Consider the following 23,399-nt stretch of genomic DNA (forward strand, 5'->3'; position numbering starts at 1 on the left):
GCCGGCGATCTCCACCCCGGCGGGCAGCGTCGCCTGCACCGCCAGGTGGTCGTGCGGAGCGTCGCCCGCGTAGCGAACGGCCGGCCGGACCCCCGTACCGGCCGGCGACGCACGGTCCGGTCAGCTGCCGTCGGAGGCGTTCAGCGTCACCCGGGCGTTGTTGTCGGCCGGCGTGGCGTCAGCCACCGCGCCGTCGCCGTAGCTGGTGCTCAGGACGAAGTCGACGGCCCCCAGCTCACCGGCGACGGTGTCCGCCGACGTGCGGAACAGCACCGCGAAGGTGCGCTCCTCTCCTTCGGCCATCCGCCCACCGGGGACCTCGAAGAACCCGCCGAAGCTCGGCGAATCCTGCGGGTCGGTGCCGGCGATCTCCACCCCGGCGGGCAGCGTCGCCTGCACCGCCAGGTGGTCGTGCGGAGCGTCGCCCGCGTAGCGAACTGTCACCGGCAGCCGGCCCGCGTACGTCCCGTCGGCCTGCCGGGTCAGGGTGAGCGCGTCAGCTCCGGCCGTCAGCGACGCGTTCGGCGAGGTGTCCTGGACGTACGGCCGCGGGTGGCGCAGCGAACCGTTCGTGGCCCGGAACAGTGTGGTGACGTCCCGGCCGGCCGCGACCTGCTGGGTGCGCCCGGGCACGACCTCGACCCGCCCATCCGCCGCCGTCATCGCGTACCGGCGGGGTGCGGTCAGCACCTCGAAGAAGATGTCGACGCTGCGTCGCTCGCCCGGCTCGAGATCCGGCCCGCCCACCGAGCACTCGAAGACCCGCCGGTTCTCCACCGGGTCGGCCTGGAAGCAGGGGCCGCCGGGCGCCAACCCGTCGAAGGAACCGGCGACCGGTTCGGTGACCAGGATGCTGTAGTAGTCGGCGGCCCGGCTGCGGTTGGTGATCGTCACCGGCAGGGTGCCCCGGTAGCCGTTCCCGGTCGGCTCCAGGACCAGCCGGCCCGCCGAGATGGCGGCCGGCGCGCCGGTCGACGCCAACGCGGCGGTGCCCGGCAGCGTGGCCAGCAGCGCCAGCGCCGAGCCCACCAGCACACCTGCGCGGAGCGTGGTACGAGTGTTCATGGACGTTCCCTCCCCGTTGTCGGCGGCCGTGCTCGGCGCGCCATACCCCGTTAGAAGTCCCGAACGGGCCTCGGGGTTGCAGCCGGACGCTGTGGTTGACTGTCGGGAGGGGGACAGGAGGGGGTCGTCGTGCAGCTGCCGGCAGTGCTCGGTGAGCCGATCCGGTTCGTGCTGAACTGGGGGCGCCGCTACTCGCTCTGGGTGTTCAACTTCGGCCTGGCCTGCTGCGCCATCGAGTTCATCGCCACCAGCATGGGTCGGCACGACTTCATCCGGCTCGGCGTGATCCCGTTCGCCCACGGCCCCCGGCAGGCCGACCTGATGGTGGTCTCCGGCACGGTGACCGACAAGATGGCCCCGGCGATCAAGCGGCTCTACGACCAGATGCCCGAGCCGAAGTACGTCATCTCGTTCGGCGCCTGCTCCAACTGCGGCGGCCCCTACTGGGACTCGTACTCGGTGACCAAGGGCGTCGACCAGATCATCCCGGTCGACGTGTACGTGCCCGGCTGCCCGCCCCGGCCGGAGGCCCTGTTGCACGGCATCCTCCGCCTCCAGGAGAAGATCGCCGCCGAGCAGTCCGGCATCGGCGGTGTGCCACAACGGGACGTGCTTGCCGCCCCGCTGGACGCCCCGCCCCGCGAGGCCGCCGCTCCCCGTACTGTCGACTCGCTCACCGCCCCGCCGGTACGCCCACCCGCCGCGACCTGAGGTCACGCACGTCGCGCCGGGCTTTCCACGCAGCATGATCGATGGATGGTCGGTTCGCCACCCCGTCCTGGACCGGCCGCACTAGCCTGCGGACTATGAGCAGCTCAGTGGACCAGCGGTCCACCCACATCGTCGACGTGCTCACCGAGGAGTTCGGCGCGTCGATGGCGATCGACCCGGCCGCCTTCCGCCGCAAGTTCCGCAAGATGGCGGCATCGCCGTTCGCCTTCTACCGGGGCAGCGCCGCGCTGTTCTACGCCGACCAGCGCGGAGAATTCGCCGACGACCGGTTCGCCGACGAACGGACCAGCCGGGTGTGGATCCACGGCGACCTGCACGCGGAGAACTTCGGCACCTACATGAACGCCTCCGGGCAACTCGTGTTCAACGTCAACGACTTCGACGAGGCGTACGTCGGGCCGTTCACCTGGGACCTTCGCCGGCTCGCGGCGAGCGTGGCGCTGCTCGGCTACGGCAAGGCGCTCTCCGACACCGCGATCGGGGACCTGGTGGCCGGGTTCGCCCGGTCGTACCTGACCGAGCTGCGGGCCATCGCCGCCGGCGGTGACGACGCCATCGGTTCGATCACCCTGGACAACGCCGACGGGGTGCTGCGCCGGGTGCTCCAACGGGCCCGGCTCAACACCCGCGTCGACCTGCTGGCCGCGCAGACCACAATCGACAACTACGAACGGCGCTTCTCCATCGGCGACGGGGTCTTCGAGATCGACGACCCCACCCGGGACCTCGTCAGCGCCGCCTTCCAGGACTACCTGGGCACCCTGCCCACCGCCTCGACGCAACTGCGCCCGGTCGCCGCGCGGATCAAGGACGTGGTGCTGCGCAAGGGAGTGGGCATCGGCTCGGCCGGGCTGCCGTCGTACAACCTGCTCCTGGAGGGAAACACCCAGGCACTCGAGAACGACGTCGTCATCTACATGAAGCAGGCGCAGGTGCCGGCCGTGGCGCGGTACGTCACCGACGAGTCGGTCCGGGGCTACTTCCAGCACCAGGGGCACCGGACCGCCGAGTCGCAGCGGGCGTTGCAGGCCCACGCCGACCCGTGGCTGGGCTACACCGAGCTGAACGGGGCCGGGCAACTCGTCGCCGAGGTCTCCCCGTACGCCGCCGACCTGGACTGGTCGGACGTCAACGAGCCGGACGAGCTGACCGGTGTCCTCGTCGACCTCGGCCGGGCGGTGGCCCGGATGCACTCGGTGGCCGACGACGAATCCAGTCACGACCTGGTGGACTACTCCACCGAAGAGGCGATCGTCGCGGCGGTGGACTCCGACGAGCCGGGCTTCGTCACCCACCTGGTGGACTTCGCCCACTCGTACGGGGTGCGCGCCCGGCAGGACCATCAGCTCTTCGTCGACCTGTTCCGCAACGGTCGGCTGCCGGGCATCTGATCGCGGGCGGCGTCGCTCAGGACGCGAACTCCAGCACCACCTTGATGTCGTCCCGCCCCGGGGTGTACGCGTCGGCGTACCGGTTCACCGGCACCCGCCTGGTGATCAGCGACTCCAGCCAGACCTGGTCGGCGCGGGCGAGCGCCTGCGCGGCCATGTTCCAGTGCCGCCGGTTGGCGTTCACCGAGCCGAACACCACGTTGTTCTCCAGCACCAACGTCCGGTTGAGAGCACCGGCGTCGAAGTCGATGATCCGGCCACCGCTGGACACCCCCGCCAGGCAGACGATCCCGGTCGGGGCCGCCTTGCACATGACGTCGAGGACCACTGTCGGAGCGCCGGTGCACTCGATCACCACGTCCGGCTCGAAGGGCAGGTCGTTGACCGGCACCGTGTGGTACGTGGCGCCCAGCCCCGCAACCAACTCCGGCTTCGGCCCGTCGGTCGCCCGATCCAACACGTGCACGGACAGCCCGCGCTGAGTGCCCAGCAACGCGGCCAGCAGCCCGATCGGCCCCGCCCCGGTCACCAGGACGGTCTGCGGCTGCCACTCCGCCCGATGCCCGATCCGCTCGATGTGGTCCCACGCCTTCGCCACCACGCTCGTCGGCTCCAGCAACACGCCGACCTGGGCCAGCGCCGGATCGAGAGCCACAGCGAACTGCGGCTCGACCCGCCAGCGATCCCGGGCGAACCCGGCCAGTGCCTTGATGCCGTGCTCGGTGTACCGACCATTGCGGCACATGTCCCACTCGCCCACCGCGCAGTTCACGCAGGGCACCGGATCGGGATACCTCACGATCCCCGCCACCAGGTCACCGGGTTGCAGGGTGCCGCTCGAATCCTCGATCACCCGGCCCAGTGACTCGTGCCCGATGACCAGGCGGTCGGCACCCGGCGGCGCCTCGCCGTACTCCCCGGCGATGATCTCGTGGTCGGTGCCGCAGATCCCCACCGCCAACGCCTCGACCAGGACAGAACCCTCCTCGGCAGCCGGCTCCGGCTGATCCTCGACAAGGCTCAGCGAGTTGGCGACCCCAGGTCTCACCGTCACAGCGCGCACGCCCCCCATCTTTCCCCGCCGGAGCGTGCGCCGCGACCAAAGCCGGCAGATCGCCGGGCCTCGACGGCGGCCAGGCGTGGACCCGGGCGGCACTAGGATCAGCGGCATGACTCCCGAAGAGGTCGGCGCTCGACTGGTCGCGCTGCTCGCGCCGGTCGAGGCGACCCCGTCGGTCTCCGGCGGGCAACGGTTCGCCCGGGCCACAGTCGACGTGCCGTCGGCGAGTTGGCTGACCGCGATCACCGCCGCCCGCGACGACACCGAGCTGGCCTGCGACTACTTCGACTGGCTGTCCGCCGTCGACGAACTGGCCGAGGGCTTCGACGTCGTTGCCCACCTCTGGTCGACGCGGCTGCGCCACGGCCTGCTGCTACGTACCCGGCTATCCCGCGGCACGCCGACTGTCGCCTCGATCATCGACGTCTACCCCGGGGCCGCCTGGCACGAGCGGGAAACGCACGAGATGTTCGGCATCGACTTCGCCGGGCACGGGGAACTGCTGCCACTGCTGCTGCCCCCGGAATTCGAGGGCCACCCGCTGCGCAAGGAGTTCGTGCTCGCCTCCCGGGTGGCCAAGCCGTGGCCGGGCGCGAAGGAGCCGGGCGAGTCCGAGGCCGGCGGCGGCCGTCGACCCATCCGCCCGCCTGGCGTTCCCGCCCCAGGCGAGTGGGGCACCACGCCCACCCCGGCCGGCGCCGGTGGGGTGGGGGAGGGCCCGCGCGGCGGCACCCCGGCCAGACCAGCCCGGGAGCGTCCGGCGCGGCCCGCCCCAGGTACCCGTCCGGCGCGTACACCCCGGCCTGCCGGCACCGTCGACGGCCCGATCCCCGCCGACCAGCCCGCGCCCGGCGTCGGCCCGGTCGAGTCCGCGCCCGGCGTCGGCCCGGCCGCCGAGTCCGCGCCCGGCGCTGGCCCGGCGGGTGAGTCTGTGCCTGGCGTTGGCCCGGCCGCCGAGTCCGCGCCCGGCGCTGGCCCGGCGGGTGAGTCTGTGCCTGGCGTTGGCCCGGCCGACCAGCGCACGTCCGGTGTGGGCCCGGCAGATTCCGCGCCTGGTGCCGGTCCGGCCGAGTCCGCGCCCGGTGTTGGCCGGGCCGGTGAGTCCGTGCCTGGCGTTGGCCCTGCCGGTGGATCCGCGGGCGATGGTGGCCAGGCCGACCAGTCCGCGCGCGACGCCGGCATGCCGGGCACGCCGGGCGAGGGCCCGGCCGCGTCGGGCGGCGAGCCGATCGCGGACCCGCCAGGCCGTGGGCGGAGCGACCACGACGGGGGTACGGCCTGATGCCGCTCTGGGTGGAGTTGGTGCTCCGGATCGGCGGCGTGGTCGTCGCGTTCCTCACCCTGCCGCTGCTCGTCGGCCAGGCCGAGCACAAGGTGATGGCGCACATGCAGGGCCGGCTCGGCCCGATGTACGCAGGTGGCTTCCACGGCTGGGCGCAACTCGTGGCCGATGGGGTCAAGTTCGTGCAGAAGGAGGACATCACGCCGCGCGAGGCGGACCGGGCGGTGTTCCGGCTGGCCCCCGTGGTGGCTCTGGTGCCATACCTGCTGGTGTTGCTGGTCATCCCGCTCGGTCCGAACGACCTGGTCGGGCAACCGTTGGACATCGGCCTCTTCTTCGTGCTGGCAGTGGTCGGCGTCGGGGTGGTGGCGGTGCTGATGTCGGCGTGGGCCTCGGCCAACAAGTACAGCCTGCTGGGCGGGTTGCGAGGGGCGGCCCAGTTGCTCGGATACGAGCTGCCGCTGGTGCTGGCCGCCGCGTCGGTGGCGATGGCGGCGGGCACCCTCAGCCTCTCCGGCATCGTCGAGGCATGGCAGCCGTGGTGGCTCCTCTGGCAGGCGCCCGCAATGATCATCTTCTTCGTCGCCGGGCTGGCCGAGATTCGTCGACCTCCGTTCGACATGCCGGTGGCCGACTCGGAGCTGGTCTTCGGCTACATGACCGAATACACCGGTCTGCGGTTCGCGTTCTTCCTGCTCGCCGAGTACGTCGGCATCGTGGTGATCGCCGCCCTGACCACTGTGCTGTTCCTGGGCGGCTGGCAGGGCCCGTTCGCCGACGACCAGCTGGGCTGGCTCTGGACGCTGCTCAAGATCTTCGCGGTGTCCTTCGTGATCATCTGGCTCCGGGTGTCCTACCCCCGGCTGCGCGAGGACCAACTGCAACGCCTCTGCTGGCTGGTACTGGTCCCCGCCTCCCTGGCCCAGCTGGTCCTGACCGCAGCCGTCCGCCTGGCGCTGTAAAGCCCCGCCGCCGACCGCCCTTGCCCTGCCTGCCCGGCCCCCTGCCTGCCCGGCCCCCTGCCTGCCCGGCCTCGCCTCGCCCCGCCCCGCCCTGCCCTGCGTCGATCATGGAGTTGTGGTGGGGGACATATAGCCCAAAGAGCTTGAATCCGGGCACCACAACTCCATGATCGACGGGCTCAAGGCCCCGTAACCCGCGATCTTGCACTTGCTGTGCCGGCATAAGGGATGTAGCACTCGAATCGCCATCCGAAAGTGCAAGATCGGCGCAGGAGTGGGGGCTGCGGCTGGGCTGGGCGGGCTGGTGCGTGACGGCCGGCGCTGATGCTGGCGGGCGGTGTTGTCAGGTCAGCGGGGTGTGGTTTGGGTTTACGGGTTCGGCTGGCGGTGGGGGTGGGGTGCCGTTGCCGAAGGGGCGGCCGCCGAGTGCTTCCCGGCCGTGTGGGGTGAGCCAGTTGGACAGGTCGGGGCCGAGCGGGACAATCCCGGTCGGGTTGATGTCGCGGTGCACCTCGTAGTAGTGCCGCTTGATGTGGTCGAAGTCGATGGTGTCGCCGAACCCGGGGGTGTGGAACAGGTCCCGGGCGTACGCCCACAGCACCGGCATCTCGCTCAGTTTCTGCCTGTTGCACTTGAAGTGACCGTGATAGACCGGGTCGAAGCGGACCAGCGTGGTGAACAGCCGCACGTCGGCCTCGGTGATGGTGTCGCCGACGAGGTAGCGCTGGTCGGTCAGCCGTGCGGTAAGCCAGTCCAGTCGGTCGAAGAGTTGGTGGTACGCCTTGTCGTACGCCCCCTGGCTGCCCGCGAATCCGCACCGGTAGACGCCGTTGTTGACGTCTCGGAACACCACGACGTTCACCTCGTCGATCTGCTCCCGAAGGTGTTCGGGGTAGAGCTGCGGGGCGCCCTCGCGGTGGTACGCGCCCCACTGCGTGGAGAGGTCCAGGCTCATCTGCGCGTAGTCGTTGGTCACCACCTGCCCGGTCGGCACGTCCACGATCGCCGGCACTGTGATGCCGCGCTCGTAGCCGGGGAAGCGCTTGAAGTACGCCTCCTGGATGCGCTCGATGCCGAGCACCGGGTCCCGTCCGTCCGGGTCGAGGTCGAAGGTCCAGCTTCGCGCGTCGTGGGTCGGGCCGGCGACTGCCATCGAGATGGCGTCCTCGAGACCGAGCAGCCGCCGTACGATGATCAGTCGGTTGGCCCAGGGGCAGGCCCGGCTGACGGCCAGCCGATACCGGCCCGGCTCCACCGGGTAGCCGTCACGCCCGTCCTTGGTGATCCGGGTGGCGATGTACCGCTGGTCGCGGGTGAACTCCCCGCCCGGCTCGACGTACGTGCCGCCTTTTTCCTCGCCCACGTCACCCTCCCGGTCTGGGTCAGTGTGTCTCTACCCCATCCTCACGGATCTACGGCTCCACGGCGGCCCCGGATACCCTGCCGGCATGATGGATGTGGAGGGGGCGGCCCGGCGGTTCATCGCGGATGTGTGGAATGCCCGCCAGGAGGAGTCGGCGTACGAACTGGTTGCCGAGGAGTGCCCGGGGCTGGGCGGCACCGGGCCGGAGGCCACGCTGGCCTGGCATCGTGAGCGCCGGGTGGCCTTCCCGGACCTGCGCTACAAGATCGTCGACGTGGTCGCGGCCGGCGAGCGGGTGGCGGTGCACTGGCGGGCCGCCGGCACTCACGTCGGGCAGTTCGGGCCGGTGCCGCCGACGGGTCAGGTGGTCAGCTATTCGGGGGCGACGTTCCTGCGTTTCGACGCGGCGGGTCGGATCGTCGAGGTGTGGAGCTGCAACGAGTTGTTCCAGTTGCTGCAACAACTCGGCGTGGAGATGCTCCCGCCGGCCGTCGTCAGCGGACCCGGGGCGTGATGCGGCTGATCGGCAGGTTGATCGGGAAGGGCTCGCCGGTGTCGACGAACTTCGTCCACCGCCCGGTCTCGGTGTAGACCTCGTTCACCGCGTCACGTCGTAGCCGTCGGGGCAGTCCTCGTCGAGCGCAGCACCCAGGAGCCCGGTGATGGTCTGGTGGCTGCCGGTGGGGGAGGGAGGCATCAGCAGCACCCCATCGAGCAGTTCCCGGCGGCGGCCATCCTCGGGCAGCGCATCCAGGTCGTCAGTCGTCCATCCGCCTTCGGGCGGGCAGACGCTCTGCAGCGCGGCGGTCATGGCGGGTCCTTCCAGGCGTGTCGTTCTCTCACGAGCACCGTACGGCCGTCGACCTGTGGGTGGTGGTCGCGCGCGCCGTGGCCACAGGGCAGGATGGTCGACATGAGCGACCCCAGCGAGCGCGGTGACGCCGGCGAACGCGGCCTTCCCGGCGCGGGCCTGGTGAAGGGGCTGGCGGTCACCCTCAAGACGATGACCAGCCGGTCGACCACCCAGCAGTACCCGGACGTGGCCCCCGACCTGCCGCCCCGCTCGCGTGGGGTGATCGCGCTGTCGGAGGAGAACTGCACTGTCTGCATGCTCTGCGCCCGCGAGTGTCCGGACTGGTGCATCTACATCGACTCGCACAAGGAGGAGGTGGCGGTGCCTGGCGCCGCCCGCCCCCGCCAGCGCAACGTGCTCGACAAGTTCGACATCGACTTTTCGCTGTGCATGTACTGCGGCATCTGCATCGAGGTCTGCCCCTTCGACGCGCTCTACTGGTCGCCGGAGTTCGAGTACGCCGAGTACGACATCAAGGACCTGCTGCACGACAAGGACCACCTCGGTCAGTGGATGGCGACCGTTCCGCCGCCGCCCGCACACGACCCGAACGGCGAGCCGGCGAAGGAGGAGACGTCCGCCGCCCGCAAGGCGGCAGCCGCACGTCCGGCTCCTCCGGTGGTACGCCTCGACGCCGACCAGGACCCGGCGTCGTGACCGCCCGAGCCGGTGGGGCGGCCCGGTGACCGGGGCGGATGTGCTGCTGCTCGCTCTCGGCGCGGTGGCGGTAGGTGCCGGTGTGCTGGTGGTGACCACGAAACACCTGGTCCGGGCCGGGCTCTACCTGGTGGTGTGCCTGGGCGCGTTGGCCGGTGACTTCCTGGTGCTCAGTGCCGAGTTGGTGGCCTGGGTGCAGGTGTTGATCTACGTGGGCGCGGTGGTGGTCCTGCTGCTCTTCGCGGTGATGCTGACCCGGGCTCCGATCGGTGTCTCCGACGACCTGGACCGGCCCGGCTGGCCGGCCGCCCTGATCGGTGGTGGCGCGGGGCTGGGATTGACCGCCCTGCTCGTCGACGCGTACCGCTGGAGCACCGTCACACTGCCCGCCGCGGGCACCGCCGAGCGGCTGGGTGAGCAGATCTTCCAAACCTGGGTGCTGCCGTTCGAGGTGCTCTCGGTGTTGTTGCTGTCCGCCCTGGTGGGCGCGATCGTGCTGTCCCGCCCGGACATCGGCCGAGCCGCCCCGCAACGCGACGGCCGGGCAGCCGACCTGGTCGACAGCGAGCCCGGGGGGCACCGGTGAGGCCGGTCATCCCGTACGTCACCGCCGCCCTGCTGTTCGGCCTCGGCGTGTACGGCGTCCTGCGCCGCCGCAACGCGGTGCTGGTGCTGATGTCGGTCGAGTTGATGCTCAACGCGGTCAATTTGATCCTGGTCACCGCTGACACCACCGCCCGGGCCGTGCTCCCGCACTCGGGTCAGGTCTTCGCGCTGTTCGTGATCGTTCTCGCCGCCGCCGAGATCGGGGTGGGGCTGGCGATCGTCCTTCAGCTCTATCGGCTGCGGGCCACTGTGGCGGTGGATGACGTGCCGCTCACCGAGTCGCCGGCTCCCGTCGGCGGACGCGAGCCGGCTGTCCTGGATTCGGAGGCGGGCCGGTGAGCGGGGTGCTCGGGGCGCTGCTGCCCGCCGTGCCGCTGGTTGCCGGGCTGCTCGGGCTGCTGCTGCCACCGGCCCCCCGGCGGGACGGCGTGCCCGGCGGCGACCGGGCCCGCACGGTTGCCGTGACGCTCGGGGTCACCGGCGCGGCCGGGGCGTTGGCGCTGGCCGTGGCGCTGCTGTTCACCGTCGACGGCTCGACGGAGACGTCGACCACCTGGGTCGACGTCGGCGGGCTGGTGGTGACCCTCGGCGTCCGGCTGGACGGTGCCGCCGCGCTCGTCGCGGTGGCGGTCACCGCTGTCGCCCTGGCCGTGCAGGTCTACTCGACCGGTTACCTGCGGCGCGGTCCCCACGACGACGTCGACGTGGATCATCGTTACCCGCCCTACGCCGCCCAGATCAGCCTCTTCACCGGTGCCATGCTGCTGGTGGTGGTAGCCGGTGATCTGATCATGCTGCTGGTCGGCTGGGAGGTGATGGGTCTCTGCTCGTACCTCCTGATCGCCCACGACCGCCGACTGGCCGGCGCCCCCGCCGCGGCCATGAAGGCGTTCCTGGTGACCCGGGTCGGTGACGTCGGGTTCCTGCTCGGCATCGCGCTGCTGGGTGTGTCGACGGGCAGCTTCCGGATAGCCGACGTGCTCGCCCACGACCATTCGGGCGTCACGTTGACCGCCGCCGGCCTGCTGCTGCTCGCCGGTGTGGCCGGTAAGAGCGCGCAGTTCCCGCTGCACACCTGGCTGCCGGACGCGATGGCCGGCCCGACGCCGATCTCCGCGCTGATCCACGCCGCGACGATGGTCGCCGCCGGGGTGTACGCGGTGGCTCGGCTCTACCCGCTGTTCACTGCCGCGCCTGTCACCCTGACCGTGCTGGGTGTGCTCGGCGCGATCACGCTGCTGCTCGGCGCGCTCGCCGCCACCGCCCAGGACGACATCAAACGCGTGCTGGCCTGGTCGACGGTGTCCCAACTGGGTTACCTGACCGGCGCGCTGGCGGTCGGCTCACCGTCGGCGGCACTGTTCCACCTGCTCACCCACGCCGCCTTCAAGGCGCTGTTGTTCCTCGCCGCCGGCGCGGTGATCCACGCCGTGGGCACCACACTGATGTCGGAGATGGGCGGGCTGCGACGCAGCATGCCCGTGACGTTCTGGTGCACTGTGGTGGGCCTGGGCTCGCTGGCCGGGGTGCCGCCGTTGGCCGGCTTCTGGAGCAAGGACGGCGTACTGGCGGTCGCCGAGTCGGCCGCTCTGGAGGGCACCGGCGCGGCCCCGTCCTGGGTGGGCTGGATCGTCTGGGTCGCCGGGTTGATCGGTGTGGCACTCACCGCCTGGTACGCCGGTCGGCTGCTCCTGCGCGCCTTCTTCGGCGCTCCACGTCTGCCGCTGGTCCAGCCGCACGACCCGCCGGCGGTGCTGCGCTGGCCGGTGCTGCTGCTGGCAGTGCCGGCCGCGCTGCTCGGTCTGGCCGGGTTCGCCGGGGCGTTCGCCGACCGGCTGCGGTTCCCCACCGTCCCGGTGGCGGGTTCCGAGGACGGCCTGGTCCACCTGGGGCCGGGGGTGCTGTTGCCGCTCGCGTTCCTGCTTGCCGGCGCGGCACTCGTCACGCTCGGGTGGCGTCGTGATCCGGCCGGCGACCCGGCGGCCGCGCTGGGTCCGCTGCGGCCGGTCTTCGCCAGCGGGTTCCGGCTCGACGACGTCCAGCACACCCTTGTGGTACGTCCCGTCCGCGCGCTGGCCCGCGCCGCGCGCACCGGTGACGAGGTGGTGGTGGACGGCGCGGTCGAGGGCAGCGGGCGAGCCGCTTCCGGCCTGGGCGCGGGGCTGGCCGCGCTGCACCGCGCGGCGTTGCCCCGGGCCGCCGCCGGCGTACTGGCCGGTGCGCTGCTGATCGGCCTGGCCGCCGCCCTCCTTGGAGCTAACTCATGACGTTTGGGCAGGGGTTGCTTGTCGCTGTCCTGGCGCTGCCGGCGCTGGGTGCGGTCGCTGTGGTGGCGACGCCCCGGGACCGGGCGGCCCGGCTGGTCGGCACGGTCGCGGCGGCGCTGACCCTGCTGGCGGCGGTGCCGCTGGTGTTCGGCCGTCGAGGCTGGGTCGCCTGGTCGGCCGACGCCCCGGCGGTGCGCCCGTGGCACCAGCTGGATCTGCAGTGGGTGCCGGGTCTGGAGCTGCGCTTCCACCTTGGCGTCGACGGCATCTCCTGGCCGCTCGTGGTGTTGACCGCGCTGCTCACGTTGCTCTGCTGCGCGTACACGGTGTGGCGGGTGCCGGACGGCGGCACCGGCCGGGCGCTCGTGGCGTTGCTGTTGGTGGTCGAGGTGGGCATCCTGGGCACCTTCCTCGCCCTGGACCTGGTGCTGTTCTTCCTCTTCTTCGAGGTCGTCCTGCTGCCGATGTACGCGATCATCGCCGGCTGGGGTGGGGCGGACAGGCGTCGGGCGGCCCGCAAGTTCGCCCTCTACACGCTGTTTGGCTCGGTGTTGCTGCTGGTCGGCGTGTACGTGGTGGTCGCCGCCGCCGGCACCGCCGACCTGGTGGCGCTCACCGGTGGCGCGGGGATGTCCCGGGGCACCCAGTTGGCCGCGTTCACACTGCTGGCGTTGGCGTTCGCGGTGAAGAGCCCGCTGTGGCCGCTGCACTCGTGGCTGCCCGACGCGCACACCCAGGCTCCCACCGTGGGCAGTGTCGTGTTGGCCGGTGTGCTGCTCAAGATGGGCACGTACGGCCTGATCCGGGTGGCGGTCGGGGTGGCCCCGGAGGGTGCCCGTTGGGCGGCGCCGGTGCTGGGCGTGCTGGCGGTCGCCGCGATCCTGATCGGTGCGCTCGTCTGCCTGGCCCAGACCGACGTGAAGCGGCTGATCGCCTACTCCAGCGTGGGGCACATGGGCTTCGTCCTGCTGGGCGTTGCCACTCTGACCACCGTCGGCATCCAGGCGGCGCTGATCGGCAACGTCGCGCACGGTGTGATCACCGGTCTGCTGTTCTTCCTGGCCGGGGCGGTGAAGGACCGTACCGGCACGGGCACCCTCGCCGAGCTGTCCGGGTTGCGGGAGACCGCGCCCCGGCTGGCGGGTCTGCTCGCGTTCGCGGCGATCGCGTCGCTGGGCCTGCCCGGGTTGGCCGGCTTCTGGGGCGAGGCGTTCGCGGTGATCGCCGCCGTGCAGGTGGGCGGCCCGCTCTGGACCACGCTGGGGGTGTTGGCGGCTGTCGGTGGGGCGCTCACCGCCGCGTACTTCCTGCGGTTGCTGCGTCAGGTCACCCACAACCGGCCGAGCCCTGCGGTCGGGCAGGTCGGCCCCGGTCTGGCCGGGGCGGAGCTGACCGCCTGGGTGCCGCTGGTGCTGCTCGCGTTGGCCATCGGGCTGGCGCCGACGCTGGTCCTCGGCGTCGCCGAGGCTCCCGTCGACGCCCTGATCGGGGTGGTCAAACCATGAACGTCGTGCAGAGCGTGGACAGCGTCGCGTTGCTGCCGGCCTACCTGGCCGCCGGCACTGCCGTACTCGTGCTCGTCACCGATCTGATCGTCGCCCGGCCTCGGGCCACCATCGCGGTGGCCGCGCTCGGGGCGCTCGGCACCGCCGTCGGCGCCGCGCTGGTCGGGGCGGGTGCGGAGCGGCGGACGTTCTGCGTGGGCGCCGACTGCTCCTGGATCTTCGGCGGTCGTGCTGCTCTGGTCGGTGTGGTGGTAGCGCTGCTCACAGTGGGCGTGCTCGGGCTGTCGGTGCCCGCGCTGCGGGCCGGACGCGCACCGGCCGGGGAGTACGCCTTCCTGCTGGCCTGCTCGATGACCGGCGGCGTGGTGCTCGGCGCGGCCGGCGACCTGATCACGTTGATCGTCGCTCTGGAGACGTTGACCCTGCCGCTGTACGTGCTTGTCGGCCTGCGCCGGGGGAGCCTCGCGAGCGCCGAGGCGGCCTTGACCTTCTTCGTGGTCAGCGTGGTGGCGACCACGTTGACTCTGCTCGGCGCGGCGCTGCTGTACGCGGTGACCGGAGGGCTGCACCTGGACCGGCTCGGCGCGTTGCTCGCCGAGCAGCCGGAACTGCGGGACCTGCCGCTGACCACCGCCGCGGTGGCGGTGCTGCTCGTCGGGTTGGCGTTCAAGGTGGCGGCGGTGCCGTTCCACGCCTGGGCGCCGGCCACCTACGACGGCGCGCCGCTGCCGGTGGCCGCGTACCTGTCCACCGCCTCGAAGCTCGGCGGCCTGGTGGCCCTGCTCGCCGTGGTGCAGCGGGCGCTACCCGCCGACCAGACCGGTCCGGTGCTCGCCCTGCTCGCCGTGCTCACCATGACCGTCGGCAACCTGGTCGCGCTGCGTCAGCAACGGACCGTCCGGCTGCTCGCCTGGTCGTCGGTCGCGCAGGCCGGGTACATCCTCGCTCCGCTGGGAGCGTTGGCGCTGGCCGCCGGGCGCACGGATGAGGCACTGTCCGCCGCGTACGCGGCCGCCGTGGCGTACGCCGTCTTCTTCGTGGTGTTGGAGCTGGCCGCGTTCGCCGGAGTGACGGCACTGCGGCCGGCCGGAGCGGACGGGGGCACGCTCGACGACCTGCGCGGCGCGGCCCGGCGGCACCCGTGGCGGGCGGCGGCGTTCGGTCTGGCGCTCCTGGGTCTGGCGGGCCTGCCGCCGGGGTTGGCCGGCCTGTTCGCGAAGGTGACAGTGGTCCGAGCGCTGCTGGACGGTGGCGCGGCCTGGCTGGCGCTCGTGGTGGCGCTGAACGCCGTGATCGGCCTTGCCTACTACCTGAGGGTGACCGCCGCGCTCTGGGCGCCGACGCCCCTCGCTCCCGCGAATGGCGGCGGCGCTGTGGCCGTACCCCTGGGGGGTGTGGTGGCGGTGGTGCTGGGGGTGGCGACGGTGGCCGCCGTGGTGCTCGGCGTCGCCCCGCAGTTGGTGCTCGACCTGGCCGGCCGGTGACCTGACCTGCGGCGCGGTCTCAGTCAACTCTCAGCGTTGGGAAGGATGGTTGACGGGTACCGGGTTGTTGGACCGGTCAGCGGATCCCGGCGATCCGTGCACCGAAGGAGACATCGTGCACCACAACCGTCTGAAGACCGCAGCGCTGCTCGGCCTGCTCAGCGCCCTGATCCTGGCGGTGGGCTACTGGTTCGGCGGCAGCAGCGGCCTGGTCATCGCCGTCGTCGTGTCTCTGGTCATGAACGGCGTCACCTACTTTTACTCCGACAAGCTCGCACTGCGCTCGATGGGGGCGCAACCGGTCACCGAGGCACAGTTCCCCGAGCTGTACCGAATGGTCAGGGAGTTGGCCACCGACGCCCGGCAGCCGATGCCCCGGTTGTACGTGAGCCCGACCGCGCAGCCCAACGCGTTCGCCACGGGTCGCAACCCGCAGCACGCGGCCGTCTGCGTGACCCAGGGCATCACCGAGATCCTCGACTACCGCGAGTTGCGTGGCGTGATCGGGCACGAGCTGTCCCACGTCTACAACCGGGACATCCTGATCTCCAGCGTGGCGGCCGGCCTGGCCAGCATCATCACCCTGCTGGCGAACCTCGCGTTCTTCATCCCGATCGGCGGCGGCGACGACGAGGACCGGCCCAACCCGGCCGTGCTGTTGCTCACCCTGATCCTGGGCCCGATCGCGGCCACTGTGATCCAGTTGGCGATCAGCCGGAGCCGCGAGTTCCAGGCGGACGCCTCCGGCGCCGAGCTGAGCCGCGACCCGCTGGCCCTGGCCAGTGCGCTGCGCAAGATCGACGCGGTGGCCCGACGTCGGCCGTTGCCGGCTCAGGGCCAGCTCACCAGCACCGCCCACCTCATGATCGCCAACCCGTTCCGGGGCGGCGGCATGGCGGCACTCTTCTCCACCCACCCCAAGATGGAGGACCGCGTCGCCCGGCTGGAGCAGATGGCCCGCAACTCCGGGCCGGTGCAGTTCCAGCGCTGACCCACTGATCCACCGCCTCCGCCCGTACCCGGTCGCCCCGGGTGCGGGCGGAGTGCTGTATTTCCGTTGCCTCCCGGCCGGGCAGTGGCGTTAGGGTCATAACGGTTCACGCTCATTACACGTTCGGGAGGTTCACGGTGACCGCGCTGCGTCAGTACCTGGGTGTCTGGCGGATCCCCGGCGCTCCCATGCTGCTGATCACCGGCATCATCGGGCGGCTCGGCATCGGCATGACCCCGCTGGCGCTGCTCCTGGTGGTCGAGCAGGTGACCGGGCGCTACTCGCTGGCCGCCATCGCGGGCGGTATCTACGCGCTCGCCGGCGCCGCGCTCAGCCCGATCGCCGGACGGATCGCCGACCGGGTCGGGCCCAGCCCCGTCCTGCTCCTCACCGCCGTGGCCCACCCGCTGGCGCTCATCGGGCTGCTGCTGGCCAGCCGCTCCGGCGACGACGCCCTCCCCGTCATCTACCTCGCCTCAGGCGTCGCCGGCGCCACCTATCCGCCACTCACCGCCGCCATCCGAGGCGCCTGGAACGACCTGACCAGCCCCACCTCCGGCCGGTACCCCCTCCGCAACACCGCCCTCGCCGCCGAGACCACGCTGTTCGAAATCGTCTTCGTCCTCGGTCCGCTGCTCGTCGCCGGCTTCGTCCTCGTCGCCGACGCCGCAGCCGCGCTGATCGGTGCCGCAGTCGTCACCCTCGTCGGCACGACAGCCGTGGCCCTCGGCCGGGTCATGCGCGGCTGGCGTCCGCACCCGCGGGAACACCACGCCCGCGGCCTCGGCCCGCTGCGCGTCCCCGGCTTCCCCGCCCTGCTGATCTGCGTGGCCGGCCTCGGCATCGCGTTCGGCGCCGCCGGGGTCATCGTGCCGGCATTCGCGGGCGACCACGCCACCAACGACCCGGAAAGCCTCGCCGGCCTGCTGCTCGCCGTCTGGGGGATCGGCAGCGCCATCGGCGGGATCTGGTTCGGCGTCCGCAAGCCAGCACCCAACATGACCCGCCAGTTCGCCCTGCTGCTCGGCGCGCTGGCCGCCACCTTCGCCGTCTTCGCGGTGATGCCCACCCCACTGGCACTGGGAGTCGCGCTGATCGCCGGCGGGGCCACCATCGCGCCCGCGCTGACCCTGGAAAACACCCTGGTCGGCCGGATCGCCCCCACCGGCATGCTGAACGAGGCGTACACCTGGGTGGTCACCGTCGCGGTCGCGTCGAGCGCCGCCGGCGGCTCGGTGGCCGGCGTGATCGTGGACCACGCCGGCGGCGTCCGCTGGGCGTTCCTGTTCGCCGGGGCAGCCGTCGCCGTCGGTGCCGCGGTCGCCGCCCTACCCGCCGGGCCCATCGCCCGCGCCGAAACCGCAGCGGTACGCACCGAGCCCCCCGTCACCGTCGCTTGATCGACTCGGGTTCCTGAATGTCGTGGTGTCCCGGTCGCCCGGATGCTCCGACTTCAAGGAACCCGAGTCGATCTCAGCCGGGTGCGCTGCGTTCGCGGGCGGGCCAAATCGCCGCGAACGGCCCTCAGCGGTAGTTGTTGAACTGGAGGGCGACGCCGAAGTCCTCGCCCTTGAGCAGCGAGATGACTGCCTGAAGATCGTCGCGCTTCTTGCCGGTCACCCGCAGCTGGTCACCCTGGATCTGCGCCTGCACGCCCTTGGGGCCCTCGTCGCGGATCTTCTTGCTGATGGCCTTGGCCTTGTCCGTCTCGATGCCCTGGATCACCTTGCAGTCGATCTTGAAAATCTTGCCCGATGGACGCGGCTCACCAGCGTCCAGCGACTTCAGCGAGATGTTCCGCTTGACCAGCTTCTCCTTGAACACGTCAAGCGCAGCGAGGACGCGCTCCTCGGTCTCCGCCTGAAGACCGATCGCCTCCTCGCCGGACCAGGAAATCTCCGCGCCGGTGCCGCGGAAGTCGAACCGCGTCGCGAGCTCCTTCTCCGCCTGCCGAAGGGCGTTGTCGACCTCCTGCCGGTCAACCTTGCTCACGATGTCGAACGACGGGTTCGCTGCCATGTTTCTGCTCCTGCTGTCCGGCGGTCTGGGCCTGCCGTCGGCCGCCGACCAGCGACACGACCCCCTGACCGTACCCGGTTGCGTCGGCACCGGGGGGAGCCGCTATTGTTGCTTCCGCCGCCGCGTTGCGACGCGGTGGGGTGCCCTGGCGGGTTGCCCGAGCGGCCAATGGGAGCGGACTGTAAATCCGTCGCGAAAGCTTCAGAGGTTCGAATCCTCTACCCGCCACCAGGTGCAGACACGGCCCTCGACCAGCAGAGATGCTGATCGTGGGCCGTTGTCGTTTGTCTGGCCGCCGATCGAGGTCGCCCGACGCCGAAGTCCAGGGCGCCGCCCTCCTGCTCCGCGTCTACGTCAACCGCATCGACGGCGGCGACGACACGATAGTGACTAGATCTGCGACGCCCTCGGATTGGGCGGGCGAGGGCGTCAGTGCTGGGCACCGATACATCGTGCGACGAAGTGCCAGCGTTGTCTCCGTCAAATTCGTCTGCTGTGGATCGGCCAAGCGTTCCGGTGTCGGCTACAACCTCACCCGAACCGCCCCGTACCCCCTTGCAGCCAGCGCGATTCTGCAGTGCGGCGGGGAGAGGGCTGCGGCGAGCAGTCGACGCCCGGAACCCTGGAGGTCAGCGGGGGTGGTAGATGACCGCTCTGGCACCCGTGTCCGTGCGGATCGACGCGGCGATGCGGCCCCGATCATCGAGGTCGACGACTTCGCCGTATCTGCTGATCCCGGCGAGGCTGAGGTCGTGCAGGACGCCCCGCCGCCACAGCGCCGGGCGGGAGGTTCCGTCGCTGCTCTGGGAGATGGCCAGGATCTCGCCGCGATTGTTGATTGCTCTCGCTTCGGTGGAGCTGCCGCCGAGAGTGCCGACGTCCAGGGTCCGGCCGTGCCGCCAGAGGATGCCGCGGGGGTACTGGTCAGCCGAGAACTGCCAGCCGATCACCCAGCCGCGGTCGTTGAGGGCGTACGTGTTGCTGCGGTTGAAGGGGCCGGCGCCGAGGTCGGTGACCCGTCCGTTGTGCCACCGGGTGGCGTGGAAGCCGTCCGGCGGCAGCAATATTCCTCCCGAGATCTGGCCGTGCTCGTTGATGTCGGACACGTCGGTGAGGGGCAAGGGTCGGGCGCGCCCGTTCGTCCACAGGACGGGGCCCCCGTCGGTGTAGCCGACGACCTGACCCCGGTTGTTGATCGCCACGGGCCGTGCGGACGGGCCGTCCAGCGGCCGCAGGACACCGTGGTGCCAGATGTGCCCGCCGGAGCTGGAGTAGCCGATCACCTGGCCGCGGTCGTTGACGTCGGTGGGGGTGAAGGCGCCGAGATCGACCATCCGGCCGTGGCGCCAAAGGAAGCCGCGGTAGGTCCCGTCGGCTGCCTGAGCGCGGCCGACCACGTCACCGCGGCCGTTCATGGCGCTGGCGGAGCTGCTGTCGCCGCCGAGGGTGCCGAGGTCCACCAGGCGGTAGCTGGTCGGGGCGCCGGGCACGGGGGCGGCGACCGATGCTGTTGGTGCGACCGTCAAGGCGGCCGCGAGGATGGCGGTGCCGAGGATGGATGGCATGGGACAGCTCCCTTCGGAGCGTCGCCGGTCAAAGCGTGCGCTGAGCGTGGGCGGCTCCTTCCACTCTGTCACGGTCCCGTCGCCTGGTCGACAGCCTCGCCGTCCTGTTCACGAACGGCACTGAGTGGATCCGTTGTTCTCGCGCACGTGCCCTGACGGGGTGCTGAGTCACGGGGGCGATGCATCGGGCACAACTGCGCACCGTGCTCGAGTACGCCCTGCCGGAGCTCTTGCCCCGCAGGTGCGGGCTGCCTTCCATCCGCTGCGGTAACTTCGAGTCCACGCCGCAGATCCGTCGCGAAGGCTACAGAGTCTCGAACGATCCACCTCGGGTGGTGATAATCGAGAAGCTCCGATCCTATGGATCGGAGAGGATTGTTGTGTTCAACTGGTCACCGGTTGCGAGTCCACCCAGCGGGGCGCTCATGGTCCTGGGGGAGCGGGAGGTTCCGGTACCGCCACCGGCCTGCTTTGCGTTCCCGGCGGGCTTTGCTACTGGAAGCGGCATCCATGACGTAGATCCAAATTGCGGCTATAACTTGAACACGCATCATCTGCGCGTCTCCTGGGACAAGCCAACGACCTTGCTGGGCTTCCGTCGTTGAAGCGTTCGGGCCGGCTGGATGGGCCTGCGCCCTCAGCCGTCCGACCGCTTTGCGGGCTGCCTCGTGTGTGGCACCATCGTGGAATCTTGCCTTCCCGACACCCCTGCCACGAGGAGCACACGATGTCTGGTCAAAGGCTGGCCCGGCGGGTCGGCATGGTATTCGCAGCACTGGCTTTCGTTGTCATGGCAGGCGGGGCTTCCGGGAGTTTCGGGGACTTTCAGGCTTTTGACTACGTTTGGACGGCGCCGCAGCACTAGTCGAGGCAGTAACACCTACTGTCGCGTCTGACGGTGTCGTCAGCTTCGTTTCCGGGCGCACATCCTTCGCAGCAGTGACCGGTAAGGAGTGGGATGGCTGGCCGCCGGTCCGCGTCGGGTGGCTCGGGGTCTCCGCGGCGCCCGGCCCAGTACGCATGGTTCATCACCGGCCCGTTGATGTTCCTGGCCGTCGTCTTCTCGATGACGATCGGGCTGGTGAGCCCGAACCGGCCGCACCCCTCCGGGTCCTGGGGGCTCGCCGCCGTCCTGCTCGGCGTGATGGTGATCGCCGGCCTGCCGATGCTGAACTTCGTCATCGGGCGGCAGTCCTTCGGGGTGCGGCTCGTCGAGATCCCGCTGGTGCCGGCGTTCGTCTTCCTTCCGCCGCTGATGGTCGTCCTGGTCTACACCCTGTCCACGCTGATAACCCACCTGCGGTACCGCTTCGGCGCGGAGAAACTGGCCTTCAACGTCGCTAACGCCGCTGCGGCCGTGTCGCTGGCCGGCCTCGTGTTGTTGGCGCTTCCACCGGTCGTGGGCGTCGGGCCGCGGACGTGGGGTGTGCTCTTCGCATCCGTCGGCACCGTCGTGGTGTCGACGCTCGCCGGCGTGGCCGGGGTGATCGCGATCATGCACGGGCGGCACGCCGCGCTGGGTGTGCTGCGTAGCGGGTTGCCCTCCCTACTGGCCAACGGTGTCAATCTCGTGGTCGGGTTGATCGTCCTGATCGCGGTGGACAGCACCTGGTGGTCCGCCGTTCTGATCGTCGTGCTCGGGTTCGCTCTCGCGAAGGTCTATCGGTCGTACGAGCAGTTCTTCCGGCAGCACCGGACGCTCGGCGACATGTACGAACTCACCCAGGCGATGACCGCCAACGGGCAGAGCGGCAACCTGGCTGACGTCCTCCTCGGTCGGATCCGAGGGCTGATGCAGGCCGAGTACGCGACGCTGTGGCTGCCGGCTCAGGGGCGTCACCCGGAGGTCATGCTGACCGCGCGGGTCGACGACGCCGGCCTGTTGGACACGTCGCCGACGCCGCTAGCCGTACGCGAGGAGGCGCTTCGCCAGCGCCGCAGCCTGGCGATGGGTGTGCGACTAGGGGACGAGGAGAGCCTGCGGGAAACGTTGCGGGCCACCGGTGTGAAGGACATCATCGTCGTGCCGCTCTACTCGGGTCAGGCGGTGATCGGCACACTCGAGGTGGTCAACCGGCTCAGCGACGTCGGTCACTTCACGCCGGGCGACATCCCCGTCTTCGAGACGGTCGCCGCGCACGCGGCCGTGGCCCTCGAGAATTCGCGGCTTGTCGACCGGCTGCGGCACGACGCGCACCACGACACGTTGACCCGACTGCCCAACCGGCGGCGTATCACCGAGGCGTTGCACGAGTCGGTGAAGATCCGCGCACCCGGCGAAGTGGTGGCGCTGCTGCTCTTCGACGTGGACGGGCTGCGGCAGGTCAACGAGGCGTTGGGCCACGCCGCGGGGGACAAGGTCCTCGCCGAGGTCGCCAACCGACTGCGGGCCAACGCACCGTCATCGGCGCTGGTGGGCCGCGCGAGCGGTGACGAGTTCCTGGTGACGCTGCGGTTGGAGAGCCCTGAGGCGGCACTTGAGTTGGCCGCCCAACTGCGCGACCAGATCCGCGACGAGATGGTGTTCGACGCGCTCACCCTCGACGTGAACACGGCCGTCGGGGTGGCCGTACACCCGGATCATGGCAGCGATGCGGCGACCCTGCTGCTGCGGGTCGACCTTGCCGCCACGGCGGCCAAGTCGGTGCCGGGCAGTGTGCAGTTGTTCAACCCGGCGCTGGAGTCGCGGTCCCTGCGCCGGCTGGGTCTGGCCGGTGATCTGCGCCGCGCACTGGATCAGGACGAGTTGGAGGTCTACTTCCAGCCCAAGGTGACTCTGCGGGACCGGCGCCTGGTCGGTGTGGAGTGTCTGGCCCGGTGGGAGCACCCGGCGCACGGCACTGTCGCGCCGGAGGACTTCGTGGCGGTGGCCGAGCACACCGGCCAGTTGAGTCGGCTCACCGAGGTGGTGCTCCGGGAGGGCCTGCGCCGCAGCCGGGACTGGGCGCTCGCCGACCAGCCGCTGCCCATCGCGGTGAACCTCTCGGCTCGTACGCTCATCGACCAGCACTTCCCGGACCGGGTGCAGGAGTTGCTGACCGAGTACAAGGTGCCGGCGCAGCGACTCACCCTGGAGATCACCGAGTCGGGGGTGCTGGACGGCACGGACCGGCCCATCCCCACCCTGCAACGGTTGCGGGACCTTGGCGTACGGCTGTCGGTGGATGACTTCGGCACCGGGGACTCGTCTTTGGCGCATCTGCGCCGGCTGCCGGTGCACGAGGTGAAGGTGGACCGTTCCTTCGTGCAGGGCATGGCGACGGATCCGGGGGACCTGGCGATCGTCAACGCGGTGGTGACCCTCTCCCAGCAGTTCGGTCTTGCCGTGGTGGCCGAGGGCGTGGAGAGCGAGCTGACCCTGGAGCTTCTTCAGGACATCGGCTGTGAGATCGGGCAGGGCTTCCTGTTCAGCCGGCCGCTGCCGTACGAGCGCCTGGCCGCCTGGTTCGGCGCCCAGGTCGAGCCGGAGACGATCTCCAACGGGGAGCTTCCGCGCCTTCGTGTCGTGCCCTGAGCAGGGCGCGAACGATCACCGGGGATCCGATTTCACCTGTCGGACCGGGCCGTGTACTCTTACTCCTGCGCGCCCTACGGGGA

The 23,399-nt window shown here is 70.8% G+C and carries 19 protein-coding genes, 1 tRNA gene and 1 pseudogene; 15 read left to right on the forward strand and 6 right to left on the reverse strand.

Going from position 1 to position 23,399, the window contains the following annotated elements; genetic code table 11:
- Nucleotides 1–120: 120 nt before the first annotated feature.
- Entirely contained in the window at nucleotides 121–1,065 is a 945-nt protein-coding gene (locus ABZ406_RS20470; RefSeq protein WP_357763856.1) for a hypothetical protein, read from the reverse strand.
- Nucleotides 1,066–1,194: 129 nt separating this feature from the next.
- On the opposite strand from ABZ406_RS20470, the gene ABZ406_RS20475 reads away from it, so the two are divergent.
- Together ABZ406_RS20475 and ABZ406_RS20480 are read left to right on the forward strand one after the other, a co-directional pair.
- Nucleotides 1,195–1,776 (forward strand): NADH-quinone oxidoreductase subunit B family protein, encoded by a 582-nt coding sequence (locus tag ABZ406_RS20475; RefSeq protein ID WP_357763858.1) that lies wholly within the window; start codon nucleotides 1,195–1,197, stop codon nucleotides 1,774–1,776.
- Nucleotides 1,777–1,871: 95 nt separating this feature from the next.
- Nucleotides 1,872–3,188 carry a DUF2252 domain-containing protein gene (locus tag ABZ406_RS20480; protein ID WP_357763861.1) on the forward strand — a complete coding sequence of 439 codons (1,317 nt, stop codon included), beginning with the start codon at nucleotides 1,872–1,874 and terminating at the stop codon, nucleotides 3,186–3,188.
- A 16-nt stretch (nucleotides 3,189–3,204) separates the two neighbouring features.
- Here the strand turns inward: ABZ406_RS20480 and ABZ406_RS20485 are convergent, their stop codons facing one another.
- The gene (locus tag ABZ406_RS20485; RefSeq protein WP_357763864.1) at nucleotides 3,205–4,251 is read right to left on the reverse strand and encodes a glucose 1-dehydrogenase; all 1,047 of its coding nucleotides are present in this window, start codon (nucleotides 4,249–4,251) and stop codon (nucleotides 3,205–3,207) included.
- A gap of 106 nt (nucleotides 4,252–4,357) precedes the next feature.
- On the opposite strand from ABZ406_RS20485, the pseudogene ABZ406_RS20490 reads away from it, so the two are divergent.
- Nucleotides 4,358–4,924, forward strand: a pseudogene (locus ABZ406_RS20490) (NADH-quinone oxidoreductase subunit C); the annotation flags it as partial.
- Nucleotides 4,925–5,529: 605 nt separating this feature from the next.
- The gene (locus ABZ406_RS20495) at nucleotides 5,530–6,492 is read left to right on the forward strand and encodes a complex I subunit 1 family protein (protein ID WP_357763867.1); all 963 of its coding nucleotides are present in this window, start codon (nucleotides 5,530–5,532) and stop codon (nucleotides 6,490–6,492) included.
- A 343-nt stretch (nucleotides 6,493–6,835) separates the two neighbouring features.
- Here the strand turns inward: ABZ406_RS20495 and ABZ406_RS20500 are convergent, their stop codons facing one another.
- Nucleotides 6,836–7,855 (reverse strand): glutathione S-transferase C-terminal domain-containing protein, encoded by a 1,020-nt coding sequence (locus ABZ406_RS20500; protein ID WP_357763870.1) that lies wholly within the window; start codon nucleotides 7,853–7,855, stop codon nucleotides 6,836–6,838.
- 85 nt (nucleotides 7,856–7,940) lie between these two features.
- Between ABZ406_RS20500 and ABZ406_RS20505 the strand changes: the two genes are divergently transcribed.
- Entirely contained in the window at nucleotides 7,941–8,369 is a 429-nt protein-coding gene (locus ABZ406_RS20505; RefSeq protein WP_357763873.1) for an ester cyclase, read from the forward strand.
- A gap of 84 nt (nucleotides 8,370–8,453) precedes the next feature.
- Here the strand turns inward: ABZ406_RS20505 and ABZ406_RS20510 are convergent, their stop codons facing one another.
- Nucleotides 8,454–8,666 carry a hypothetical protein gene (locus ABZ406_RS20510; RefSeq protein ID WP_357763875.1) on the reverse strand — a complete coding sequence of 71 codons (213 nt, stop codon included), beginning with the start codon at nucleotides 8,664–8,666 and terminating at the stop codon, nucleotides 8,454–8,456.
- A gap of 102 nt (nucleotides 8,667–8,768) precedes the next feature.
- On the opposite strand from ABZ406_RS20510, the gene ABZ406_RS20515 reads away from it, so the two are divergent.
- The 8 genes from ABZ406_RS20515 (at nucleotide 8,769) to ABZ406_RS20550 (ending at nucleotide 17,618) form a co-directional block, all read left to right on the forward strand.
- A complete protein-coding gene (locus tag ABZ406_RS20515; protein WP_357763877.1) occupies nucleotides 8,769–9,365 on the forward strand; it encodes an NADH-quinone oxidoreductase subunit I in 597 nt (198 codons plus the stop codon).
- 25 nt (nucleotides 9,366–9,390) lie between these two features.
- Nucleotides 9,391–9,951, forward strand: coding sequence for an NADH-quinone oxidoreductase subunit J (locus tag ABZ406_RS20520; protein ID WP_357763880.1), 561 nt, complete (start codon nucleotides 9,391–9,393; stop codon nucleotides 9,949–9,951).
- On the forward strand, nucleotides 9,948–10,310 hold the full coding sequence (gene nuoK, locus ABZ406_RS20525) for an NADH-quinone oxidoreductase subunit NuoK (protein WP_357763883.1): 363 nt from the start codon (nucleotides 9,948–9,950) through the stop codon (nucleotides 10,308–10,310). The genes ABZ406_RS20520 and nuoK overlap by 4 nt, the downstream gene beginning before the upstream one ends.
- On the forward strand, nucleotides 10,307–12,238 hold the full coding sequence (locus ABZ406_RS20530; protein WP_357763886.1) for an NADH-quinone oxidoreductase subunit L: 1,932 nt from the start codon (nucleotides 10,307–10,309) through the stop codon (nucleotides 12,236–12,238). Before nuoK ends, ABZ406_RS20530 begins: the two co-directional genes overlap by 4 nt.
- Nucleotides 12,235–13,743, forward strand: coding sequence for an NADH-quinone oxidoreductase subunit M (locus ABZ406_RS20535; protein WP_357763889.1), 1,509 nt, complete (start codon nucleotides 12,235–12,237; stop codon nucleotides 13,741–13,743). The genes ABZ406_RS20530 and ABZ406_RS20535 overlap by 4 nt, the downstream gene beginning before the upstream one ends.
- Entirely contained in the window at nucleotides 13,740–15,227 is a 1,488-nt protein-coding gene (locus tag ABZ406_RS20540; RefSeq protein WP_357763891.1) for a proton-conducting transporter membrane subunit, read from the forward strand. The genes ABZ406_RS20535 and ABZ406_RS20540 overlap by 4 nt, the downstream gene beginning before the upstream one ends.
- 115 nt (nucleotides 15,228–15,342) lie before the next feature.
- Nucleotides 15,343–16,218, forward strand: a complete 876-nt coding sequence (gene htpX / locus ABZ406_RS20545; RefSeq protein ID WP_357763894.1) for a zinc metalloprotease HtpX — start codon at nucleotides 15,343–15,345, stop codon at nucleotides 16,216–16,218.
- 137 nt (nucleotides 16,219–16,355) lie between these two features.
- A complete protein-coding gene (locus tag ABZ406_RS20550; protein ID WP_357763897.1) occupies nucleotides 16,356–17,618 on the forward strand; it encodes an MFS transporter in 1,263 nt (420 codons plus the stop codon).
- Between the two features lie 124 nt (nucleotides 17,619–17,742).
- Here the strand turns inward: ABZ406_RS20550 and ABZ406_RS20555 are convergent, their stop codons facing one another.
- Nucleotides 17,743–18,237 (reverse strand): YajQ family cyclic di-GMP-binding protein, encoded by a 495-nt coding sequence (locus tag ABZ406_RS20555; protein ID WP_088950253.1) that lies wholly within the window; start codon nucleotides 18,235–18,237, stop codon nucleotides 17,743–17,745.
- A 147-nt stretch (nucleotides 18,238–18,384) separates the two neighbouring features.
- On the opposite strand from ABZ406_RS20555, the gene ABZ406_RS20560 reads away from it, so the two are divergent.
- Nucleotides 18,385–18,468: transfer RNA gene (locus tag ABZ406_RS20560), tRNA-Tyr, on the forward strand.
- Between the two features lie 398 nt (nucleotides 18,469–18,866).
- Here the strand turns inward: ABZ406_RS20560 and ABZ406_RS20565 are convergent.
- Nucleotides 18,867–19,802: a hypothetical protein gene (locus ABZ406_RS20565; protein WP_357763901.1), complete on the reverse strand. Its 936-nt coding sequence runs from the start codon at nucleotides 19,800–19,802 to the stop codon at nucleotides 18,867–18,869.
- Between the two features lie 1,042 nt (nucleotides 19,803–20,844).
- On the opposite strand from ABZ406_RS20565, the gene ABZ406_RS20570 reads away from it, so the two are divergent.
- Nucleotides 20,845–23,316 (forward strand): bifunctional diguanylate cyclase/phosphodiesterase, encoded by a 2,472-nt coding sequence (locus tag ABZ406_RS20570; RefSeq protein WP_357764227.1) that lies wholly within the window; start codon nucleotides 20,845–20,847, stop codon nucleotides 23,314–23,316.
- Nucleotides 23,317–23,399 lie beyond the last annotated feature (83 nt).

The sequence above is a fragment of the Micromonospora sp. NPDC005710 genome (genome assembly GCF_040630995.1).
Lineage (GTDB): Bacteria > Actinomycetota > Actinomycetes > Mycobacteriales > Micromonosporaceae > Micromonospora.

Coding starts and splice junctions, on each gene's coding strand:
- ABZ406_RS20470 (WP_357763856.1), bottom strand. CDS start 1,065: ATGAACACTCGTACCACGCTCCGCGCAGGTGTGCTGGTGGGCTCGGCG.
- ABZ406_RS20480 (WP_357763861.1), top strand. CDS start 1,872: ATGAGCAGCTCAGTGGACCAGCGGTCCACCCACATCGTCGACGTGCTC.
- ABZ406_RS20495 (WP_357763867.1), top strand. CDS start 5,530: ATGCCGCTCTGGGTGGAGTTGGTGCTCCGGATCGGCGGCGTGGTCGTC.
- ABZ406_RS20505 (WP_357763873.1), top strand. CDS start 7,941: ATGATGGATGTGGAGGGGGCGGCCCGGCGGTTCATCGCGGATGTGTGG.
- ABZ406_RS20510 (WP_357763875.1), bottom strand. CDS start 8,666: ATGACCGCCGCGCTGCAGAGCGTCTGCCCGCCCGAAGGCGGATGGACG.
- ABZ406_RS20515 (WP_357763877.1), top strand. CDS start 8,769: ATGAGCGACCCCAGCGAGCGCGGTGACGCCGGCGAACGCGGCCTTCCC.
- ABZ406_RS20535 (WP_357763889.1), top strand. CDS start 12,235: ATGACGTTTGGGCAGGGGTTGCTTGTCGCTGTCCTGGCGCTGCCGGCG.
- ABZ406_RS20540 (WP_357763891.1), top strand. CDS start 13,740: ATGAACGTCGTGCAGAGCGTGGACAGCGTCGCGTTGCTGCCGGCCTAC.
- ABZ406_RS20555 (WP_088950253.1), bottom strand. CDS start 18,237: ATGGCAGCGAACCCGTCGTTCGACATCGTGAGCAAGGTTGACCGGCAG.
- ABZ406_RS20565 (WP_357763901.1), bottom strand. CDS start 19,802: ATGCCATCCATCCTCGGCACCGCCATCCTCGCGGCCGCCTTGACGGTC.
- ABZ406_RS20570 (WP_357764227.1), top strand. CDS start 20,845: ATGTTCCTGGCCGTCGTCTTCTCGATGACGATCGGGCTGGTGAGCCCG.